A 21,878-nucleotide genomic window follows, 5' to 3' on the forward strand; every position below is an offset into this window, starting at 1 on the left:
TAATTAGAATTACGAAATGTAAAGAAATAGAAACAAAAGCAGTCTCGAAGATTAAGATAGGATGAAGTAAGAATAAGTAAGTCCTTAAAAATCAAAATTTTAAGTTCCAGTTTGGCGGTGTAGTTGTTAACTGGAAAGCCTTTTCTTGCTTCTAAATTCGTACTTCATCCTTGTCTTTTGGTGAGTAGACTAAGACTGCGAATGTATCAATCAGACATATATTACAAAGTCTGTTTGATTGGGATTTTAGTGTCTAATAACAATTGAATGAAATTGCCAGCTTTTAAAATCAAACCATTGGAAATGAAACTTGCTTGGCTGCACTTTTAGCAGGACTTGATTTAACTCCTTGTGCCGCTAAACTCTTATTCCGTCCACCAGAAGGTGCTGGTCGGTCAGCATCAATTACTACATCAATGAGAAAGGGAACAGATGATGCGATCGCTTGTTCTAATGCCGCTTCAATATCCGACTCTCTCACAACCACGATCGCTTCTGCTCCCATCCCACGCGCAATCATGGCGAAGTTTGTCGGTGGAAGTGTTGCATCTGCGCCCTTTAATCCCAAGATTTTCATCCCTTGATGGCACATGTTGTAACGCGCATCATTGAGGACAATCCAGATTGCGGGAATTTTGTATTTCACGGCGGTGCTGATTTCGTTATTCATCAGCATTGCTCCATCACCGACAATACCCACAGCCTTAGTATTGTTCGCCAGCGCTGTACCCAACACTCCAGTAACAGCGTGACCCATTGCGCCGACTCCGGTGCTGACTCGGTAACGATTGGCTTCGGCAAATTGCAATAAATGAGTTGACCAAGTAAAGGAGTTACCACACTCCGCCATTACTACTGCATCGCTACCTTCAACAATTATCTTTTGAATTGCTGCCATCAATACTTCTGGCCGCACTGGATAATCTACGTCTGGTGCAGGTTCAATTGCTTTATGTTCTGGATGAGGTAGCGACAAAGTTGTGGAATGAGGAGCATCCGGTAATTGCTGCAATAACTCTTCCACAAAAGCTTTGATATCCGACCGAACCCCGAAAGTTTCCACGTGTGGATAGGCTACACCTGGCACTTCTGGGTCAATATCTACATGGATAAAACCGGCTTTGGGAACTAGCGCCGAACTCCAGAAGGAAGTCGGTTCACCAAGGCGGGTTCCTAATACGAGTGTGTGTAGTGGAGGTTGTTCTTCCATGTAAGTTAAGACGGAAGCATGACCGCCTAAACCTGTAACACCCACAAACTGGGGATTATTTTCGGGGAAAATACCTTTACCACGGGGTGAACACATCACGGCTGCTCCAGTTTTTTCTGCAAGTTGGAGGATTTCGGCTGCTGCATCACGCGCACCAAAACCAACCCAGATAGCAAAGGGGCCAGATGATAATAACTCTACAGATTTAGCGATCGCTTCCTTGGAAGCAGTCATCGGAAATGGCGAAACATCTAGTTGAGGTAAGGCTACATCCTCAACTAAACTTGTCTGCACAGCCGTGGGAATGCTCAAATGGGCGACAAATCCGCCTGGTTGCGCCATCGCCAAAGCAAGTTTGCGAAAAATCTGTGGGAGTTGAGCCGGAGATTCAATAGTTATTGCATAGTTGAATAGCGCTCCTGATGTAAAAATTCCTCCACTTGGCAATGTGTAAGTGCTGGTTTCTTGAATAGCCCAACGTCCACGCTGCGGGGCTGAGGTGCAAGCCGATAGCAAAATTACCTTTGCGCCTTCACCACGAGCCGCAAATAATCCGGTCAGTGCGTTGGTGATCCCCGGCCCGGCTGTGGTAAAAACTACAGTGGGGCGATTATTGGCAAAGTATGCCTCTGTTGCTGCAAAGGCTGCTCCGGCTTCATGGCGGAAGTTTAAGACTTCTATGCTGCTATTGGATAACGCCCCCCAAAGGCTGGCCATTGCACCACCAGCAACACCAAAAGCATAGCTTACTCCCAAATTTTCTAACATCTGAGCGATCGCATCGGCAACTGAGAGCGTTGCGGGTGTTTCGTCATTTAAAAAAGGCTGAATTTCCTCGTTATTCTCAGATTCATCAAGCTGACGAGAAGATTCTACATATCTATTTACTGGCAATTCTTTGTATGGCTCAGTAGTGATTAGAGGAGAGTTTGAACCAGTATAGTTTTGACTCATTGGTTTCACACAATTACATAAAGTTACACAAAGGCTTTCTAGTTTACAATCACAGCACTAGCAATATTTAATCCAAACAACTCTGTTGTTTATGAGAGCTATGACCGAGTTTTAACGATGGTAGAAACGGTTGATTGCTGCTGATTGATGGTTGTGAGCGCACTACCAAAAAATTTTTGCAAAGCATACAGCAAGTAGGGCTGTGCTTCTAGAAACCACAATAGAGGGGATGATAGTTGATGTGCAATCAAAAATCTTTTGATGGAGGTGTCAAATTTTTCGCTTCTACAGTACTTAAGTAGATTTGCGCGAAAAACTAAACCATGTAAAGCTATGTAAACAAGCAATTCAGCTTAACTTAAGCACATCTCAGAATAGTTACAAAGCTTTACATAGTTGTCTTTAACAGTACCAACTTACTGATTGAACCACTTACGGAGGTTCTTAACTTCTGATGAGTACTCTGATGAAAGCATATCTGCAATGATAATTTTTTTGCTAAAAGTGTCAATTCTTTCGCTATTGTCGCGATCGCGACATTTTCAACTTAGTCACCCTGAAAAATCGAGAGGCTGCGATCGCTAATAAAATACATCACCAAATTTACAATAGAAAATCTTTTGATTTGGCTGTCAATTCTTTTGCTCTTCTTCTTTCAGGTAGTTCCCCATGGGCGACTACTTTTAACTTTTAAACTTGTCTTAAAAGATGAGTTGAACTACAACAGTTTAGCGCTCCTTATACTGCCACCAAAAACTTATCGAGTCAATTTTTTGTAACGATAAATACATAATACTTTAATTTGTTATATATCCTTTGAGGGAGGACAAAGCGCTGAATATATGACGATTCTTGAAGAAGAATTCAGGAGTCAGAATCAAGACGCTCGTTCGCGCAGCTTGCCGTAGACAAGCCTCAGTCCGATTGATTATATTTGTTGCTTTGTCGTTTTGTTGTATAGATGGCCTTTCGTTATGAAAAAGTAAACATAAAATTATACGCAAAATCACACGTGTTTTTGCAACATAGATGTATTTCTTGCGACAGATGACTAAGGATATTCTTCTATAGTTAAATTCCTGAGAGAGTAAGTTAAGATAAATTAAGAAAATGAACCAATAAGTCAAAATTTGTTGATTCAAGCCAAGCCAAGCTCGGTAAATTCATTTATGTTGATAATCAAACGACTCTACATGAGTAATTGGTCAAAGTTCTTGGTGAGGGGAAGGGTAAGAGACAAAAATTTTTCTCATTTAACCTTTTCCCAGTCGAAACCGATCAACTTTGGGTTGGTGAAGCATTCCTTAACTATGGTGCAAAGGCTACCATCTCTCCCCTTGTTAAAAGTACGCAAATTTACGCCGTGCTGTACTAGTACAGTTTCGCGCAAATAAGCCACCCATTTTAAATGTCCAAAACCCTGATGTAACGGTAATTACGTTAGCGACACGAGAAAGCGAGTCCCCATACTCCGAGGGAGAGGCAAGCTACGCGTAGCGTCTCGTAGAGAGCATCATTACGAATTACGAGAAGTGGTACTAGTTTAAAATTTATTTTCTACTTATAGATTGAGAGTTCTGAACTTTTGTCTAATAAGGTCTATTGACTAATCTTAATTTGATTCGTCTATTTTTTGCATTCATAAAAAACTATTTAAGTCAATAACAAATTCCGGGCTAAGTATTGGGTGACTTTAAGAAAAATTGGTTCAATTATTCTCTTTTTATTGCTATGATAAGTTTTATTAAGTTAGTTAGTAACATTTTTAATTTACTAACTACTTCTATTTATTAATTGCCTAATACTGCACCAAAGATTTTAGTCAGTTATGACTATGGTGCTAATTAATTACCAGGAGCAAGTAGGGATATGAATTCTGGCGATTATAGATTAGCTAGATCAAACACTCAATGGCCACTACAGCCAGAAGTAGAAATGAAGTTTGCTCACTTTCTAATAAATCAAGCTGTAGATGCTGCCTTTTGTTTAGGAGAAAATGCACAATTTCTCTACGTCAACGATGCCACTTGCCGGATGACTGAGTATTCTCGTGAGGAATTACTCTCTATGAGGTTGCATGATATAGACGTAGATTTTTCTCTACACAATTGGTCAAATATTAGCTCAGAAGGTTCTATTACCTTTAAATCTCGCTACCGGACAAAAGGAGGTCGAATATTTCTGGTAGAAATATCTATTAGCTATGTAAAACAACAAAATTTAGAAATTGGCTGTGCTTTTGCTCGTGAAATAAGTGATGAAATAGTAGAACTGAGTGTGCAAAAGTGGACTGATGAATTAAAGGATGCCAAAGACGATTTGCAACAGGAATTTTTTCAACTCAAAGCAAAAGAGATTGAACTAGAAACATCTCTTTCTTTACTTCGTTCTACTCTTGAATCTACTGCCATTGGTATTGTTGCAGTTAACTTTGAGGGAGATATTCTGAGCTTGAATCAGAAATTTTCGGATATGTGGCAGATCCCACAGTCCCTAATACTATCTAAGAAATGCCCTCGGTGCAAAGCCTTTTTTGAAAACCAACTTAAAGATCCACAAACCTTTTGTCGGCTAATTTGGGAAGTGTCTAGCCAATCCGATTTCGAGAGCTACGACATTCTGGAATTGAAAGATGGGAGAGTTTTTGCACACTACTCTAAGCCTCATTTGTTGGAGGGCAAAATTATTGGTAGAGTCTGGAGTATTTGGGACATTACTGAATCGAAACAGACTGAAGAAGCATTGCGGCTAAACGCAGTTAGATTTCGGACTTTGGCAGAAACGACAGATACCAGCACTTTTCTGATTCAAGGCACGCGGCTTTGCTACATAAATCCAGCAGTAGAGCAACTTACTGGCTACACAAAAGAAGAACTATTAACAGGTTTCGATCTTCGCCGACTGATTAAGAGCAAAAAAAGCAGGCAGGTACGTAAGCAAAATGAAGCAACTAACTTTGAATATCAGGAAATGAATATTCTGACAAAAAACGGTACGGAACGCTGGCTAGCTTGTGCGGTTGTAATGTTGGATGGAGTGCTAGATTTTGGAGGAAAACCAGTAGAAATGATTGCAGGCATTGATATTACCGATTACAAATATGCAGAATTAGGTCTTAATCAAGCTTTAGAACAAGCAAAACAACTTAGCGAACTTAGAGCGCGTTTTCTTTCTATGGTTTGCCATCAATTCCGTACACCGTTGAATATTGTTTCATTTTCTAATAGTTTACTAAAGGAAGAAGTAGACAAACGTACACAGAAGAAAATTCAACCATTACTAGATCATATTCAAAAAGCTACCGAACAACTCGGTCAGATGTTAGATGATATTTTATTTTTCTCTAAGGCAGAAGCAGCAAAAATAAACTATGAACCTAAGCCCCTGGAATTAGTTGAGTTTTGTAATGATTTAGTAGCACAAATGCAGATGAGCATTAGACAAATTCCAATTAAGTTTGTTAGTCAAGAAAGTTCTCTAAGAGTCTGCATAGACAAAAAACTTTTAGAGCCAATTTTAAAGAATTTGCTCGATAATGCAATCAAATATTCTCTCTCAGGTATGACAGTTGAATTACAACTCTCTTGTGAAAAAGAGCAAGTAATTTTCCAGGTTAAAGATAGGGGGATCGGTATTTCAGCACTAGATCAACAACGAATATTTGAGCCATTCTACCGTGGTAGTAATATCGATCGTATAACTGGCACTGGATTAGGACTATCGATTCTTAAAACCCTTGTAGACTTACATCATGGTCAAGTTGTTGTAGAAAGTCAAATTGGTGTGGGTACTATGTTCTCTGTAATTCTGCCATTAATAAAATCAGAATTTACTAGTTCCGAGTTATGAATGTTCAAATCAATATTAGTTCTTAAGTAACAACTTAACAATCACAACTCTTGGAACAAAGTAATTCAGCTTACGCCTATTTACATCCTCACAAAAAATTTAAATGCAGCACAGGATCAATCCAACTAAGCCAGATTAAGAGGATATTTTAAAATCTGCTAGTGATGTATCAAATACTTTTATATCCTTCTAAATTCCACTTAAAAAGGGGTCTAGGAGGGAGCGAGAAGCCTAAAATCACAGCCAAACACTTTTAAAACATCCTCTAAAGATAGGCAAACTCTGGCCACAGTCTAAAAAGTTATGGGAGTAAAAATGATCTACGAATCGTCAAATAAAATTCTCGTCATTGAAGATGATAATGTTACCCGCGATCTTTATTTAAAAGGTCTTAAGGCTAAGGGTTTTGATACAATCAGTGCAGACAACGGTCTTGCTGGTATCCAACAAGTACAAGAGTGTATACCCGATTTAGTGATTTGCGATATTACGATGCCCGATATGGATGGTTATAGCGTTTTAGCTACGCTACGCCAAGATCCTCTGACAGCAATTATTCCCTTTATTTTTCTGACTGGGAGTAGTAACAAAGCAGATGTTCGCAAAGCTATGGAATTGGGAGCAGATGATTATCTTACCAAACCCTCTACACTAGACGAATTGCTCAGAGCGATCGCTATCCGGCTACAAAAACAAGCTACTCTGCAAAACTGGTGTACGATGAAATCTGAGAAAGCTCTAAAATCAGTATTTGCAGATAATACCTCAGCTGCGATCGCATCGGTAAAAACCCCCGATCAAGAAGTCACGATCCCTTCTAAATCAATCTTTCCCGCCGTTCCCCAATTAAAAGAAGTTTTCGACTTTATCGAAGCCCATTATCATCAAGGAATTACTTTGTGTGATGTGGCTGTTGCTGTTGGTTACTCACCTGCTTACTTAACTAACCGAGTTGCAAGACAGACGGGAGAGACTGTAAACTGCTGGATTGTCAAACGCCGGATGGCGGGCGCTCGTTTTTTCCTCCAAAATAATAATGAGACAATCGAGAAGATAGCGAAAGCATTAGGCTATCAAGATGTGTCTCATTTCTCCCGCCAGTTTCGCCAACATCACGGTTTACCTCCCCAGGCTTGGCGCAAACAGCATCAGCTTGAGGAGCAAAAATAGGTGAAACTCTGGTGAAAGAACTGAAATTTAAAAGGGCGGTTATAAACCGCGTCTATACAGACAAAACTCACCTCCGTGGGTTTCAAAACCTCAATTTTTGTTCAGCTTGTGTAGCCGCGCTCACGCAGTGTACCGCAGGAATTCAATTCTATTCGCCCTGGCTAGGAGAAACTTATATCCATCAGGGTTTGTGTGAAATAGTATTACCCAATTCAAATAAATAGTTGCGTAAACTCATATATTAAATCCACCCGACCCTTACGTAACATAGCTGGATCTAATCTTTCAGTAGTATTACAAGTCATCAAGATAACTAACCTTTGTTGCATCTGAATACCAGACTCATCAATGACACTTTGATACAAAGTGCCATCCAGTAAACTGAGAATATGTTCCGTTTTATTGTTGTATTGCGCTACCTCAGAAGCACGATTTTGCGCTAGATTATCAGCTTCGTTAATAACGATACAAATACGCTCTATGTAAGTTGGGGGAACAAAATTAGCGATCGCATCATGATCTAAAATAAAAATTACATATCCTAAAGGGACAAGAATTTCTTTTGCTACTGCTTGTGTCCAGACTGTTTTACCAGTACCGGGTTTGCCATGTACAACAACCGCTAACTGGTTTTGATTCAAAATCGCTTGCTGTACAGCATCAGTAAAGTTTTGGATATCTGTCGGAAATGTGCGGATGTTAAATTGGCTGTGAACTTTACCTACGCGACTTTGATATCCACTCAGCATTACTGCTAAGTCATAAGTCGCCTTGTTAATTAGGGGTGCGAGATTTCTTGCCATTAAGCTATATTGTCGTCGCCCGCGATCGTAGGGATCAATTTGCAACCAAACGTCATGCTTCGCCCAGTAAGCATAAACAGTATTAATAACGTCTAAGCGCTCCCAGCTAATAAATCTATCTATAGGAAAATAAAAATCTCTTTCTGAATAATACTGAGTAATAATGTCAGGATTACCCAACACACCCAAAACTCGTAATACAGTAATTTCTTGCAGTCGGTTCAGAACATAATCAATGGGAATGCTACTACGACTAACAAATTGGACAATGGGCGTTTCCGTACTCAAAACATCTTTGTAGCGATGATCTGGTGATTGAGGATCTGGCGTAATGTAATTCCAAAACTTTTCTACTTCGTAGCGGGTATTATCAGATACAATATTTAATAAATTAGCCCACCAAGCATAATTATTTCGCCCCAAAACCTCAGCAACATTGCTTACCAAATTCAAACTTTTTTGAGTTAATTCGCGGGAGTCACTATACAACAGTTGCCACAAAAACCCCCAATCTAACTCTCGGCTAAACGGTCGCCAACCGCTAGCAAGCAAGCTTTGGCGGGTATTATTTGTAGGAGTGCCTTCATTGCTTCTAAAATAGTCAAAATCCATATTTATTTAGTTACGCAGCGTTAATAAAGTTATGGGGTGTTAAGGATGAAATTGTAAATTTTTTCTCGTAATATCAACTATTTACGTACAAGTGTTAATTTTATTTCCACCGTGCTGTACTGGCTAGGAAGTCTTTTTAATCTAACCCATTATTTATGTAATATACTATATTACATTACTGCTACCTGCGTCAACTTTTTTGACAAAGCAATTAGCTATTGATATACTTGCGCTACTTATCCATCTCTAGATGATCTTATAGGACTAGTATTTGATTTTTGAAAGGATACGTAGGGAAGCCAATCGTGCGGGCGGGTTTCCCGACTTGGGCGTTAGCGACTGTGCGTAGCGTCACTGGCGTTGTGTTATCCCAGAGAGTACGGCACTAAACCCTTGATGATGGTGCGTTACTGCGTTTTAACACACCCTACAATATCTAATTTTGTTCAAAAATCAAATATGATTCCTATATTATTAATCAAGTTGAGTGTGGAAGATAAATTTAACGACATTTTTCTGAATCTAATAAATTGCTTTTATTATCTCATAACATTTATAGAAATATTTGCTACATCAATTATTAGAGGCGTACATCCATACACCTCTAATAATTAATTTTAATAGAAGCTAAAAGCCTATAATAAATCAGTTAATGTAACGGTAAATGTTGTCCAGCCGTTACCGCTTTCTACTTGAATGTTTCCTTGCAGTTGTTCGACTAATTTCTGTACTATAGGTAAACCTAATCCAGAACCACCTTGATTCCAGATGTCTGCATTGGGGATGCGATAAAACTTATCAAAGATTCGTGGTAACTCTGTTGCGGGAATTTCTGCTGAATTACTGGTAGTAATAATAGTTTTTGCAGGCGTTTCCAAGGAGTTGTGACTTACACTTAGGATGATTTCACCACCCGCAGGTGTGTATTTACAGGCGTTATTGATTAATTCTACTAAGATTCGTTCCAAGCTGATGCCATCTGAGAATAATGGCGGGAGATTTGAAGGGAGATTTAACTGTAGACTTTGCTGATGTTGTTGAACACGGATTTGAAATGGCTTAATCAACCAATTTAACCACTGTTGTAAGATTAACGCATCTGGTGTAATAACTGGATAGGATGAGCTTTCTAGCCGTTGCAAGTCTAGTAGATCGTTAATTAATCCTAACTCGCGATCGCACTCCGCTTCCATCAATTCTAGATAGCGTTGAGCTTCCTCAGTACCAGTAGATAATTGTATCATTTGAATCATTAGCTTCATATTACTCAGAGGCGATCGCAATTCGTGGGAAACTAAATTCAAAAAATCATTTTTGAGTTGATTTATTTCTTCCCATTTCACTACAAGTTGCTCTTGCTCAATTTGCCTTTGACGCGCTTCAATGGCTCGTTTGCGCTCAGTAATATCTCGAAAAACTAACACAGCACCCGTAATATTATCTCGATCGTCTTTAATTGGTGCAGCGCTGTCATCAATTGGTATTTCTTCACTCTCTCTAGTAATCAGAATAGTTTCTGCTGGAAGATTGACGATTATACCATCTTTAAGGACTTTGATAATCGGACTTTCAATAGAGTTATGAGTATCTGCATTAGCAATATTGAATACTTCTGATAAACTTCTGCCATAGGCTTCTTCCTGTTTCCATCCAGTCAGATTTTCAGCAACCGGATTCATAAAAGTTACTAATTCTTGCAGATCGCTAGCAATCACACCATCACCGATACTTTTTAAAAGTGCATCCAACCATTTTTTATTTACTTTTAATTGCCTTTCTAAACTATGTTTATTTAGAGTTATTTCAATATTTGTTTTTAGTTCTCTTTCTTTAAAAGGTTTTAGTAGGTAGCTAAATGGCTCAGTTATCTTGACTCGTTCTAATGTTTTATCATCTGCATAAGCACTCAAATAAATTACTGGAATATCTAAATACTTATGGATTTCTAGGGCAGCTTCTATCCCATCCATTAGCCCTTTCAGTTTAATATCCATTAGCACTAAATCTGGATATATTTCCACTGCTTTATTAATTGCTTCTTCTCCTGAAGAAGCAATTGCAGGCACTGCATAACCAAAGTTTATCAGTCGATTTTGTAAATCTTTGGCAACAATCGCTTCATCTTCCACGACTAATATTTTTGCAGATGTCATATTTAAGTTTTTAGTTTTTATATTAATGTAAATCTCACCCGGCACTCCACACCCATATCACCTTTGATATCAATATTTCCTGAAATTTGATTGGTTAAAGCATCTACTAGCTCCCAGCCTAAAGAAGCAATTTTTTTGAAATTAAAATTTGCTGGTAAACCAATTCCATTATCACTAACTAGCATTGTAACTTCATGGTCTAGATTTTGATTGATTTCGATATAAATCGTACCATTTTTACCTGCTGGAAATGCATACTTTAAGGAGTTGGACACAAGCTCATGAATAATTAAACTACAAGGGATTGCTGTATCCAAACCGAGAAATAGCTGGTCGTCGATATTTATGCCCAAAGCGATCGCATCTCCGTTGACTTCATAAGCAGCAAATAAACTTGCTACTAAATCTCGAATATATTCACCAAAATTAATCTTTGCTAAATCTTGAGACTTATACAATTTTTCGTGAACGAGAGCCATTGATGCAATTCGTTGCTGGCTTTGTTTGAATAGTACTAAATCGTCTTTGTCTTTGATATAAGCAGATTGCAAACTTAGTAGACTAGAAATAACTTGTAAATTATTTTTTACCCGATGGTAAATTTCTTTTAATAACACCTCTTTTTCTAAAAGTGATGCTTGTATTTGCTTCTCCCACTGCTTGCGATCGCTAATGTCTTCGATCACGGAAATAAAATACTTGGCTTCCCCACTAAGTTCACGCATTAAAGACACGGTGAGATTAACCCAAACTATGGAGGTATCTTTGTGGAAATAGCGCTTTTCCATTGAGTAAGTTTGAATGTTATCTGCTAAACTTTGATCGAAATATTTAAGATCGGCGTTCATATCATCTGCGTGAGTAATATCTTGGAAAGTTAGCAATTGTAATTCTTCTGGTGTATAACCAAGAATATCGCAAAGCCTCTGATTAACTAATAACCACCTGCCATCTATTGCTACATGGGCGATACCAACGGCGGCTTGATGGAATGTAGCGCGGAATCGTTGCTCGCTTTCCCGCAATGCTTCTTCTATTCGCTGGCGTTCAGTAATTTCTGCCTGTAGTGATTGATTGATTTTTGTTAACTCTGCTGTCCGTTCCTCAACTTTTTTTTCTAGTTGCTCCAGCAGACTACTTAATGCTTTCTCTACTTGTTTTCGCTCAGTGATATCTTTTTGTGTACCTGTCATTCGCACTACGTTACCATCTTCATCCCACAGTGCTTGACCTCGATCCAAAATCCATTTGTAAGTACCGTCTTTACATAAAACGCGATGCTCAGTAGTGTAAAATGGCGTTTTCTGAGCAAAGTAATCTTGAATTGCTTGTGTCACCCAGCCAAGATCGTCTGGATGCACTCGTTTCAGTCTTTCATCTAAACAATCGCAAATTTCGTTGTCTTCATAACCGAGTATTTCCTTCCAGCGAGAGGAAAAGAAAATTTTATTAGTTTTAACATTCCAGTCCCAAATTCCATCATTATTGCCGCGCAAAGCTAATTGCCAGCGTTGCTCACTTTCTCTCAACACCTCCTCTGTCTGTATGCGTTCAGTAATTTCCTTTGCCAGTTGGGAGTTTGCAGCCTCTAGTTGGGCAGGACTTGGTAGAGCCAATGCTTGGGGTATTAATGGCACGAGTTCTATAGCCGTCAATACAGAGACAAAAGCGGTGAAAGCTTTGATTAACCCTGATAGCCAATAGGTAGGATACCAAAGCGTCCATACATCCATTAAATGGGTTGTGCCACAAGCAACAATGAATGTGCCAAACATCAAAAATATCCAACCGAAAGGCACATCTTGCCGTTTACGGACAAAATAAACTAGCATCACTGGAATTGAATAATAAGCAAATCCAGTTAACACATCTGAAACCAGATGCAACCACACCAATCCTGGTTTCCAGAGATAGCAATGTCCGTGAGGAATAAACTGGCTAGTAGAGAAAAAATTATTTAAAAATTCCATCATAATTTAGGAATGGTATCAAAAGTTACGACACTCCTCAAATTTTAGCTAAATAGTGGTGATTCACCGAACTGAGATATTCTTCTATCACTTTCGCCAGAGAATAATCTAGAATGTTGCTCAAATCTCGGCACAGAAATATTGATAGGTAAAATAAGCGTTTTTCTTTGTTTTCCAGACTCACTCATTTTAATGCAAAAATAATTCCTGGGATAGAATTTGTTTTACTCTTATGGTAGAAGTTAAATAAAAAACTAGATGTTATCTTAAATTTAAGGATGACAGAATAATTCACAATAAGTAATTAAAATCTATGATGCAAGTGAATATAGTTTTATTTTAAACCTTGCTTTTTTTGGGCAAGCGGCTCTAGTCGTAGGTTCTTAATCATAAATAAGTAATTACTAATTATGAATTAGTTTGGGTATGACAAATATTCATGTGTTATGGAAGCATCAAATGCGTTTAGTTTTTTCTCCAACACTTCCAACACAAAATAGGTGAAATAATCCTCAATCTATACTATTTGTCCAAACTTACCTAACCTAGCACTGGATTGAGTAGAAAATATCAGTTTTGAACATCAATCAACCACAGAAATCTAAAACATAAAAGGAACCATGACTATAAAGCCTTTTGATTTATCTAAAACTGTTTTGGCTACTGTATTTGCCATCAGTTTCGCCTCTGTATCCTTACCTTCTTCTGTTTTTGCCCAAAGTGGAGGCTCCGGTACCGGAGGTTCTAGTGGTGGTAGTAGCTCAGGTACTGGAACCACAGGTACTGGAAGCTCAGGTACTGGAACCACAGGCACTGGAACTACAGGTACTGGAACTACAGGTACTGGAACTACAGGCACTGGAACTACAGGCACTGGAACTACAGATACTGGAACTACAGGTGCTGGTATAAATGGCACTGGTATAAATGGCACTGGTATAAATGGTCGTGGAACCACAGGTACTGATTCCACAGGCAGTGGAACTACAGGTACTGGAACTACAGGTACTGGAACTACAGGTACTGGAACTACAGGTACTGGAACTACAGGCAGTGGAACTACAGGTAGTGGAACTACAGGCACTGGTATAAATGGCAGTGGAACCACAGGCAGTGGAACTACAGGTACCGATTCCACAGGCAGTGGAACTACAGGTACTGGAACCACAGGTACTGGAACTACAGGTACTGGAACCACAGGTACTGGAACCACAGGTACTGATTCCACAGGCACTGGTACAACAGGTAGTGATTCTACAGGTACTAATAGGAATACAGGTGTCACAGCTTCCGAAAGAACTAGCGATCGCGGTTTCGATTGGGGTTGGCTGGGTTTATTTGGTCTACTCGGTTTAGGCGGTCTGGCTCGTAATCGCGATAAAGTCCGAGCTTATAACGATCCCAATGAAGTAACAGGTACTCGTTCTAGATAGTATTCACCACACTGTAAGCTTCAGATTAGACTAGCAGGGGCACAATATATTGATATTGCGCCCCTATAATTACATCCCAGTTTGCTCAAGTGGAGCAACTGTCTTACCCAATGAAGATTACATTTGCCAAAACTTGGATTTTTGTTAATGCCCGCACAAGACGTTGAGCTTGATGTTTATAAAGTGGTATTGGCAACACTCCAGGCAAATTATTCATCCATTGCCTAGCAGAAGCCAAACTACATCCCGCAATCAAGACTATTTCTTCAGCGCCATAGATAACAGCATTTGTAGTCAGAGCTTTTTCAATCTGCACGCTCCATTGGCGAGGCAGCATTTCACCCCATTCGATTCGCTGCAAACTAGTGCTTGTGGCTAAAACAATCAAGCGATCGCCAGCATAAAGCTTAACATCATACCAGGGCATCAAGGAATAATTATCTTGCCGATATTTTTGGTAGAGAATCGGCACAACACTGTAGCCAGATGCGATTTCAGATAGAAGCAACCCATTCAGAGTATCACCTTCTTCAATCTTGTATTCCGTCACCATGACTATTTGCTCGCTCAAGTGAAACAAGCTCAAAACATTTTCTCCAAAGGCAGCACAAGCAAAGACTTCTGCCGATAAAGCCGCGCCACACAAAACTTGAGCATAGGGAAACAGAGGGGCGATATTATCACTAAAATGGCGATCTTGAGAGCGGATAATCAAGCTTGTGGCTGGGTTCATTGCATGAGCCATCAAACCAATTTCCAGATTTTCCATATTATCGTCCCCCAGTAAAACGATGCTTTTAGCACGGGAGAGATTCACCTTAGTCAGTGCTTCGGCAGTATTGCCAACAATCAGAGGCATATCTGGTAAAGTATCTTGGTCGAGAGTGGTAGTATGAATTCCCACTAACGGCTGATTGAGTTCTTGCAAAAGAGCAGCAACTTTCTGTCCCAAACGATTTAAGCCAATAATCACTACATGGTTGCGTTGTGGTATGGGAGGACGAGAATTGAAAAACTGGAATCTGGAAGTGACAAGAGCATCAGTCACCAGTGCATATAATACTCCCACGAAAGCTTGACCTGTTAACGTGAGTCCCAGGCTAAAGAACCGCAACCACCAAGGGATATGATCTGAAGGTTCCGATTGCGATCTAAATTCGACACCGCCAAATAAATCTCCATATCCTCCTAAGAGCAACACTGCTGTTGCATAGAAAGCTTCTTGCAGGGTGATGTCAGGATAGTACAAGCGGTAAAGAACTATTCCAACTAACCACAGAATAAGTACGGTAATTCCGTAGATTGTTGCAATTCGCCGAATTTGATTTTGACTTTGGTAGTAAGATTGCCAAAGTTGTACTATTTTCTGCTTAAGATTCTTGGCTGTGATGCTTTGAAGAAACTCTTGCCAGTGCCAACTTTGGCGGTAAGATGTATTTGTATGTTGCTCAGAGAAAGCTAGTTCGTATGCAACATCAATGTAAACGAGGGTGTCTCCTACCTGCACTTCTGCTTCTGGGTTCCATTCAAACAATTCTTTAAGTGGATCGGATGCAACTGTTGTGTGACTCAAGATGCGGCGAGTTGTAAGATTGAGTCTATGTACTGGCTTGCCATTGCACCAGCTGTCCTTAGCTTGTACTTGGTGCTTGATTACTTGCAATAGTTGCCCTTCTAAGGTAAAATAACCAATGGCTTCAGAGCCAAGAGATGCTAAAGCATAGGCATGAGCAGAGAGATGGGTAGGCTCAAAGGCAACAAAATTGCCTAAATTTTCGGACAAAAGTTTGTTGAAGTTTTGTTTGTCAGAACGTACAATCAGCCGAACGTGAGGATTAAGTCGCCGTGCTGCAAAGGCAGCTTCTATATTTATCCGCTCATTTCTTGTGACTAAAAGTATTGAACGACATTCCCCTATACCTGCTTGCTCTAAAACATTTGACTGGCGGCAGTCTCCGACGATCAACTTTTCTAGTAAGCTTGGTACTTCTGGGACTTCCCAATGTTCGGGTTCTACATCGTCAATGGCGTTTACTTTAACATCGTACTCCTTTAGGACTGCAACGCAATGTTGCCCTAAACTTTGGAGTCCGCATACTAAGAAAAGGTCTTGGGGTTTTTTGGAATTGGTGCTGGGAGGGGAATGCACTTTCTGTTGATGGCAGCATTCAATACTGCCAACAGTACGTGTTTGCTAGGATTATATCTTATCTTCACGTAATGGCTGGAATTAAACGTTGGGGCATTGGAGATTAGAGATTAGGATTAAAATAGTTATTTCCCCAGTTCTCATACCATTTCTTTCTGAAGCTGCGCCAAATTTCCTTTGTTTCTTATTTCTTTCTTTGTGTCCTTTGCGTCCTTTGCGGTTAGCTCCTCATATAGCTGGGCGCACCTTCATACAGAATTAGTATCAGTGCGTCTTCACGACAGCAAACTAGCAGAATTGACATCTAAAAATAACGTCGCTTGGGATTGTTGACGGAGAATAGAAGCTGGGCAATCTGTACTTATAGCTCCTTGCAACATCTCTTCTACCACATTCGCTTTACGTTTTTCTGGAGCCAGACAGATAATTTTTTTAGCTGAACAAATTGCTGAGATAGTGACAGTAAAAGCATATTGTGGAACAGTTTCTAGATTCGGAAAGTGACCCGTGCTTACTTGTTGCTGACGGTTCACTGTATCCAGTTTCACTAGTTTCACGCTGTAAGGATCTTGAAAATTTGCTACTGACGGATCGTTAAAAGCTAAATGTCCATTTTCGCCGATACCAAGACAGCATAAGTCAATTGGTTGCGCTTGCAATAATTTGGTGTAGCGATCGCACTCTCCTACTGGTTCTAATGTATCACCTTCTATATAGTGAAACTCTTTAGGAGCAACCCGCTTCTCTACACGTTCTCGCATATAGCGCCGGAAACTCGCAGAATGGTCAGCAGGAATTCCCAAATATTCATCTAGATGGAACAGAATAATCCGTGACCAATCTACGCCACCCAATGCAATCAAAGCATCAAGAAATCTGAGTTGGGAGTTACCTGTTGCTAACAATACAGCAGCTGTATCCTGTTGTTTGAGAACTAGCTGTAAATGCTTTTGGGCGATTTCGGCAACATCCTTGGCCATTTCGGCTTCAGAGTTGTAAATCTGCACCAGTAAATCATCAACGCGAAAAGAGTTTGTAGCGGTTAGCATTTGCTTACATAGAAGGTTATCAATAATTCACAAGAAGCTTACGTCACAGTGTAAGTATTCCCCTGTATTGACGTAGAACGATCGCTAAGGACAAAAAACGATGTAAACTATGTAGATTAAGTTTACAATTATTTACATTTTACCCAAAAATCATGCTAGCTGCAATTCTCTTTGACCTCGACGGCACTATTGTCAATACTGACCCCATACACTACCGAGCTTGGCAAGAAATGCTGTCAAATTACAGCATAGAAATTGACGAAACATTCTATAAATCCCGAATTAGTGGACGGCTAAATCCAGAAATTGTTAAGGATATTTTGCCACAATTATCAACCGCAGAAGGGCAGAAATTTGCAGACGAAAAAGAGGCGCTTTTCCGTAAACTCGCCTCGAATCTTAAACCATTGGATGGATTTTCTGAACTACTAGCATGGACAGAGACACATCAGTTAAAACGGGCATTAGTAACTAATGCCCCTAGATTAAATGCAGAGTTTATGCTAGAGGTTTTGGGAATAAAAGAAGCTTTCCATACAGTTGTTTTAGCGGATGATTGTATTGCAGGGAAACCTGACCCTGCACCTTACCAAGCCGCCCTGAATAAATTGGCGATTTCAGCAGAGGAAGCGATCGCATTAGAAGATTCTCCCTCTGGAATTCGGGCGGCGGTGGGCGCAGATATCCGTACTATTGGCATCGCTTCCACCCACGATCCGCAAGTTTTGCAGGAAGTCGGCGCATTTATGGCAATTCCAGATTTTACTGATTTGCAGTTGTGGACATTGCTTAACTCACTGATTGAGTCAGATTTAAGTGCGATCGCTTCTAACCTATAAACGCAAAATCTGAGAATGTAGAGAGGCAAAAATTTGCGTCTCTACTTATTTTTCTGCCAAAATCGCGTAAATTTCCCGTTTAACTTGCTCTAAAAGCTCACGAACCCGATTTATTCGCTCCATATTGCCACTACGAGCAACCTGCACCACAGCAGCAGCTAACTCTGTTGCAGCATTCCGCAACTCCATAAACTCTTGGGGCTTACCTTTCACGAAACTTTTGACGGTATCCCAAGGAGTATCTGAAGTCTCTTGTTGAGAACGTTCTGCCAATAATTGTCTACCCTCATCGGTAATCGTATAAATCCGCTTACCACCTTCTTGTGCGCTCTTGAGATAACCCCCTTCCTCCAGCAATTGGAGTGTTGGATACACTGAACCAGGACTGAGGCGACGGAAACCACCATAACGAGTTTCCATCTCTTTAATCAGGTCGTAACCATGACTAGGATGCTCGGATAACAATTCCAGCAGGATGAACTTGATGTCACCCCGACGAGTGCGATGTTCATCTCCCCAACCACGACCAAACATTTCATTACCAAAGTGTTTGCCATGCTCTCTACCATGATGCTTACCATGCCCAAACCAAGACCTGACAAGCAATGAATCGTCTTCGCTAACTCCTGCCCATGCAGGTGCGCCAAACCGTGAACGAAAATGTCTAAACATAAATCAATCTCTAATCAACTTTCTCTAATATACGATATATCGTGATATATTCCGATATATCGGAATAGAATTTTGATTAAGATTTATGAAGTAAGTAATTAATTGTGCCAACATAAAGCTGATACAGGTCTACGCTCAGGCTGTGCGTAACCGTGATTTGGAGAATTAGGCAATAAAGCGCGAGGTCTGTGTATTCCAAATATTTGTGCTTACTCATACGATGAACACATCCAAAGTTCAAGTTCAACCTCAACAGAGGAAAAAATTAACCATGTTAAACGTAGAAAACAAAGTCATTGCTATCACTGGAGCTAGTAGCGGTATCGGTGAAGCCACTGCTAAGTTACTCGCCAAAAACGGTGCAAAGGTGGTTTTAGGCGCACGGCGCATAGAAAAGCTAGAAAAGATTGTTGAGGATATCCACAATGAAGGCGGCACAGCAGAATTCAAAGCGGTGGATGTCGCCAATCGTGAGGATATGAAAGCGTTCATTCACTTCGCTAAAGAGAAATTTGGTCGTGTCGATGTCATCTTTAACAATGCAGGCGTGATGCCCCTATCGCCGATAAATGCCCTGAAAGTTGAGGAGTGGGACAACATGATAAATGTGAATATCCACGGTGTTTTAAATGGTATTGCTGCTGGTCTACCCATCATGGAAGCACAAGGCGGTGGACAGTTTATCAATACCGCATCCATCGCCGCGCACATGGTAGGCCCTACCAGTGCAGTCTATTCCGCGACAAAATATGCTGTTTGGGCTATATCTGATGGATTGCGTCAAGAATCGAAGAATATTCGCGTTACAATAATATCCCCTGGCGTGGTTGAGACTGAACTCGGCTCTGATATCACGGACGAAGCAGTAAAAGGCTTCTTGAAAGAACTCCGCAAAACCGCACTGACTCCTGATGCGATCGCTAGAGCCGTATTATATGCCGTATCTCAACCGGATGATGTTGATGTGAATGAAATCATTGTCCGCCCTACAGCAAGTGCATTGTAATCCTGGCGAGACATCGTGACAAAATAAAAGCTCTAAAATAGCCTCTGGTTGATATAACTAAACCAGAGGCTGATTTCAATTTATTATTACCTACCGGAAATTGCGAGGATTTAGGCGAACAGAGTTAGGTTGAGACTGACGACCAATTGCTATTCCATTGCGGAGGTTATTTGCAGTACCGCCATCTTTGCGATCGAGGAAAGGTTTGAGATTAATGCCACCTCTATATGAACTAACTCGATTATTGCCACTGCCTAGAAGTGTGCGTCCTAAATTATATAATTCGCTTCCTCCACTACTGCGATCGCCATAAGTGTTAACGGCTATAGTTTGCTGTCCGTTATCAGCAGTAGTCAAGTTTTGAAAAATGCTATTGCGGATGACAACGGGATCTTTCCCACGCGGTACTGTCAGCACAATTCTACAGCTTGGGTTAGCTTCAGTTGTGACGCAGATAACATTTTCGTTATTTTCTACAGATGTCTGGAGTTCTTGTAAACCATCTGGACGATAAAGTTCTAAACGACTGGCAATTGCTGCACAACGCTTTGGTGCGTCCCAACCACCGCCCAAAGTTGCAGGTGCAGCCCAAGGAAAGAATTGTCCTGGTTGACTTTGTGGTTGATACATAACGGTAGACTGACCGTTGTAAGTCTGACAGGTAAACCGAGTTGTACCATCAGCTGAGGATGAAGGGGGTATACCTGTTGATGTGTCTATTGGAACTGATGACCCATCTGATGGCACTGTTGGTACTACTACACCACCACCACCATCGCCAGTAGAATCATATTGCGCCATTGCTGCCGAATTGCCTAGACACAAAGATAAGCCAATACTGCCCAAAGATATCAATCGCAACAGTTGTGATGACATAAATCATCCTCCAGTAAAAACAAGTAAGGAATTGATAGTTTAAGTGACGAATAATTCTATTTTTTGATTCATCAAAAACGTTATTTTTTTCTTTGATTTCTTTTTATCTGGGAGTAGCTTTTAGATATACTTGAACTTCTGCATAATACCGCACTCTTTCATAATTCGTTTCATACTGATATATACTTAGATGCAATAGTGTTTTTTCTTACTTTTATGAAGAAATAGCAAAATACAGATAAAGCGATCGCACTTAGCACTTAATTTTTGCTTAAACTAAGTAACTCAGCTATCTGGCAAATTATTTGGGTCGATACCTTGAGATTGTAAATAGGCAATTAGCCGTTCTTTTTGCTGACGTTCCTGCTCGGCGCGTTGACGTTCCTGTGCAATTTGTTCTACTGCCCAAGGTAATAAATTACCTGCCTCATCCCACCAGCGCAACCAGTAACCAGTTCTGGCTTCTTTTTTTCCTTGCCAAGTGCCTAAGAATAAGCTCATTGAATCAATCCAATGACGACCATTTTCGTCAGGTTGTTGTAACTCGTAGCGCCTGTTTTCGAGTTGGTAAAATTCTAACAAACCGCCATTAGGGTCAAAAATCACGTAAATTGGTACTTGAAGAATCTGCTCGTAAAAAAACCATTTTCCTGGTGGATAGATTCGCTTAAAAGAGTACTCTGTACCGTCAGTGTCAGATAGAAATTCCATCACCACTGCCGGAATCTCACCTTCTAAATTAGGTGTGTAACTTTTGCGTTCTGCTAAAACTTCATTTACTGCTGGAACATAAACCCAGTCAGGTGCTTTCGCTACAAACTGATCGTTTATCGTCGCACAAAGTCCAAAATTCGAGGCGATTAACATCTGGGGTTGAATGAAACCTTTGATTTCAAGACTTTCGCGCAAAGCACCAGCCAACAGTGGCTGACCTGTATTTTCCACTGGTTCATCCTCTAACTGAAAATCTGCGGGCAACGCTTCCCAAGATATTATCAGTTCTGTTGAAGATTTAGCTTCACCGAGTTGGGTTGCCATATCAATACCTTAGCCAAAATAAGAGGATGAGGAGAGAGGGCCGATGTAGTAGAGTTATTGTCTCTCACAACGACAACTCAAAAACCACAATCAGC

At 40.3% G+C, this 21,878-nt stretch carries 15 protein-coding genes; 5 read left to right on the top strand and 10 right to left on the bottom strand.

Annotation, left to right across the window (positions count from 1 at the left end):
• Positions 1-289: 289 nt before the first annotated feature.
• Complete coding sequence (gene scyA, locus V7K55_RS13095; protein ID WP_334831879.1) at positions 290-2,164, bottom strand: scytonemin biosynthesis protein ScyA; 1,875 nt, start codon at positions 2,162-2,164, stop codon at positions 290-292.
• Between the two features lie 98 nt (positions 2,165-2,262).
• Entirely contained in the window at positions 2,263-2,415 is a 153-nt protein-coding gene (locus V7K55_RS13100) for a hypothetical protein (protein WP_334831881.1), read from the bottom strand.
• Between the two features lie 1,618 nt (positions 2,416-4,033).
• On the opposite strand from V7K55_RS13100, the gene V7K55_RS13105 reads away from it, so the two are divergent.
• Together V7K55_RS13105 and V7K55_RS13110 are read left to right on the top strand one after the other, a co-directional pair.
• Entirely contained in the window at positions 4,034-6,013 is a 1,980-nt protein-coding gene (locus V7K55_RS13105) for a scytonemin biosynthesis sensor histidine kinase (protein ID WP_334831883.1), read from the top strand.
• A 315-nt stretch (positions 6,014-6,328) separates the two neighbouring features.
• The gene (locus tag V7K55_RS13110; RefSeq protein ID WP_334831885.1) at positions 6,329-7,183 is read left to right on the top strand and encodes a response regulator transcription factor; all 855 of its coding nucleotides are present in this window, start codon (positions 6,329-6,331) and stop codon (positions 7,181-7,183) included.
• A 212-nt stretch (positions 7,184-7,395) separates the two neighbouring features.
• Here the strand turns inward: V7K55_RS13110 and V7K55_RS13115 are convergent, their stop codons facing one another.
• The 3 genes from V7K55_RS13115 to V7K55_RS13125 all read right to left on the bottom strand — a co-directional run bounded on the left by V7K55_RS13115 (position 7,396) and on the right by V7K55_RS13125 (position 12,724).
• Positions 7,396-8,598, bottom strand: a complete 1,203-nt coding sequence (locus V7K55_RS13115; protein ID WP_334831887.1) for an AAA family ATPase — start codon at positions 8,596-8,598, stop codon at positions 7,396-7,398.
• Positions 8,599-9,233: 635 nt separating this feature from the next.
• Positions 9,234-10,751, bottom strand: coding sequence for a hybrid sensor histidine kinase/response regulator (locus tag V7K55_RS13120; RefSeq protein WP_334831889.1), 1,518 nt, complete (start codon positions 10,749-10,751; stop codon positions 9,234-9,236).
• A gap of 17 nt (positions 10,752-10,768) precedes the next feature.
• Complete coding sequence (locus V7K55_RS13125) at positions 10,769-12,724, bottom strand: PAS domain S-box protein (protein ID WP_334831891.1); 1,956 nt, start codon at positions 12,722-12,724, stop codon at positions 10,769-10,771.
• A gap of 617 nt (positions 12,725-13,341) precedes the next feature.
• On the opposite strand from V7K55_RS13125, the gene V7K55_RS13130 reads away from it, so the two are divergent.
• Positions 13,342-14,154, top strand: coding sequence for a hypothetical protein (locus V7K55_RS13130; protein WP_334831893.1), 813 nt, complete (start codon positions 13,342-13,344; stop codon positions 14,152-14,154).
• Positions 14,155-14,257: 103 nt separating this feature from the next.
• Here the strand turns inward: V7K55_RS13130 and V7K55_RS13135 are convergent, their stop codons facing one another.
• On the bottom strand, positions 14,258-16,303 hold the full coding sequence (locus V7K55_RS13135; protein WP_334831895.1) for a potassium channel family protein: 2,046 nt from the start codon (positions 16,301-16,303) through the stop codon (positions 14,258-14,260).
• Positions 16,304-16,578: 275 nt separating this feature from the next.
• Positions 16,579-17,352, bottom strand: a complete 774-nt coding sequence (locus V7K55_RS13140; RefSeq protein WP_334831897.1) for a glucosamine-6-phosphate deaminase — start codon at positions 17,350-17,352, stop codon at positions 16,579-16,581.
• Between the two features lie 152 nt (positions 17,353-17,504).
• On the opposite strand from V7K55_RS13140, the gene V7K55_RS13145 reads away from it, so the two are divergent.
• Positions 17,505-18,191, top strand: a complete 687-nt coding sequence (locus tag V7K55_RS13145) for an HAD family hydrolase (protein WP_334831899.1) — start codon at positions 17,505-17,507, stop codon at positions 18,189-18,191.
• Between the two features lie 45 nt (positions 18,192-18,236).
• Here V7K55_RS13145 and V7K55_RS13150 read toward each other — a convergent pair whose 3' ends face one another.
• Entirely contained in the window at positions 18,237-18,863 is a 627-nt protein-coding gene (locus tag V7K55_RS13150) for a PadR family transcriptional regulator (protein WP_334831901.1), read from the bottom strand.
• 271 nt (positions 18,864-19,134) lie between these two features.
• Between V7K55_RS13150 and V7K55_RS13155 the strand changes: the two genes are divergently transcribed.
• Positions 19,135-19,869, top strand: coding sequence for an SDR family oxidoreductase (locus V7K55_RS13155; RefSeq protein WP_334831903.1), 735 nt, complete (start codon positions 19,135-19,137; stop codon positions 19,867-19,869).
• 90 nt (positions 19,870-19,959) lie between these two features.
• Here the strand turns inward: V7K55_RS13155 and V7K55_RS13160 are convergent, their stop codons facing one another.
• Both V7K55_RS13160 and V7K55_RS13165 read right to left on the bottom strand, forming a co-directional pair.
• On the bottom strand, positions 19,960-20,745 hold the full coding sequence (locus tag V7K55_RS13160) for a COP23 domain-containing protein (protein WP_334831905.1): 786 nt from the start codon (positions 20,743-20,745) through the stop codon (positions 19,960-19,962).
• Positions 20,746-21,030: 285 nt separating this feature from the next.
• On the bottom strand, positions 21,031-21,783 hold the full coding sequence (locus V7K55_RS13165; RefSeq protein ID WP_334831907.1) for a Uma2 family endonuclease: 753 nt from the start codon (positions 21,781-21,783) through the stop codon (positions 21,031-21,033).
• Positions 21,784-21,878: the final 95 nt, after the last annotated feature.

This window comes from Nostoc sp. (assembly GCF_036919895.1).
GTDB lineage: Bacteria > Cyanobacteriota > Cyanobacteriia > Cyanobacteriales > Nostocaceae > Nostoc.

What these genes read in the sequence shown, in the direction of transcription:
- scyA (WP_334831879.1), bottom strand. Translation starts at nt 2,164, where the DNA reads ATGAGTCAAAACTATACTGGTTCAAACTCTCCTCTAATCACTACTGAG.
- V7K55_RS13105 (WP_334831883.1), top strand. Translation starts at nt 4,034, where the DNA reads ATGAATTCTGGCGATTATAGATTAGCTAGATCAAACACTCAATGGCCA.
- V7K55_RS13110 (WP_334831885.1), top strand. Translation starts at nt 6,329, where the DNA reads ATGATCTACGAATCGTCAAATAAAATTCTCGTCATTGAAGATGATAAT.
- V7K55_RS13115 (WP_334831887.1), bottom strand. Translation starts at nt 8,598, where the DNA reads ATGGATTTTGACTATTTTAGAAGCAATGAAGGCACTCCTACAAATAAT.
- V7K55_RS13120 (WP_334831889.1), bottom strand. Translation starts at nt 10,751, where the DNA reads ATGACATCTGCAAAAATATTAGTCGTGGAAGATGAAGCGATTGTTGCC.
- V7K55_RS13125 (WP_334831891.1), bottom strand. Translation starts at nt 12,724, where the DNA reads ATGATGGAATTTTTAAATAATTTTTTCTCTACTAGCCAGTTTATTCCT.
- V7K55_RS13130 (WP_334831893.1), top strand. Translation starts at nt 13,342, where the DNA reads ATGACTATAAAGCCTTTTGATTTATCTAAAACTGTTTTGGCTACTGTA.
- V7K55_RS13140 (WP_334831897.1), bottom strand. Translation starts at nt 17,352, where the DNA reads ATGCTAACCGCTACAAACTCTTTTCGCGTTGATGATTTACTGGTGCAG.
- V7K55_RS13145 (WP_334831899.1), top strand. Translation starts at nt 17,505, where the DNA reads ATGCTAGCTGCAATTCTCTTTGACCTCGACGGCACTATTGTCAATACT.
- V7K55_RS13150 (WP_334831901.1), bottom strand. Translation starts at nt 18,863, where the DNA reads ATGTTTAGACATTTTCGTTCACGGTTTGGCGCACCTGCATGGGCAGGA.
- V7K55_RS13155 (WP_334831903.1), top strand. Translation starts at nt 19,135, where the DNA reads ATGTTAAACGTAGAAAACAAAGTCATTGCTATCACTGGAGCTAGTAGC.
- V7K55_RS13160 (WP_334831905.1), bottom strand. Translation starts at nt 20,745, where the DNA reads ATGTCATCACAACTGTTGCGATTGATATCTTTGGGCAGTATTGGCTTA.
- V7K55_RS13165 (WP_334831907.1), bottom strand. Translation starts at nt 21,783, where the DNA reads ATGGCAACCCAACTCGGTGAAGCTAAATCTTCAACAGAACTGATAATA.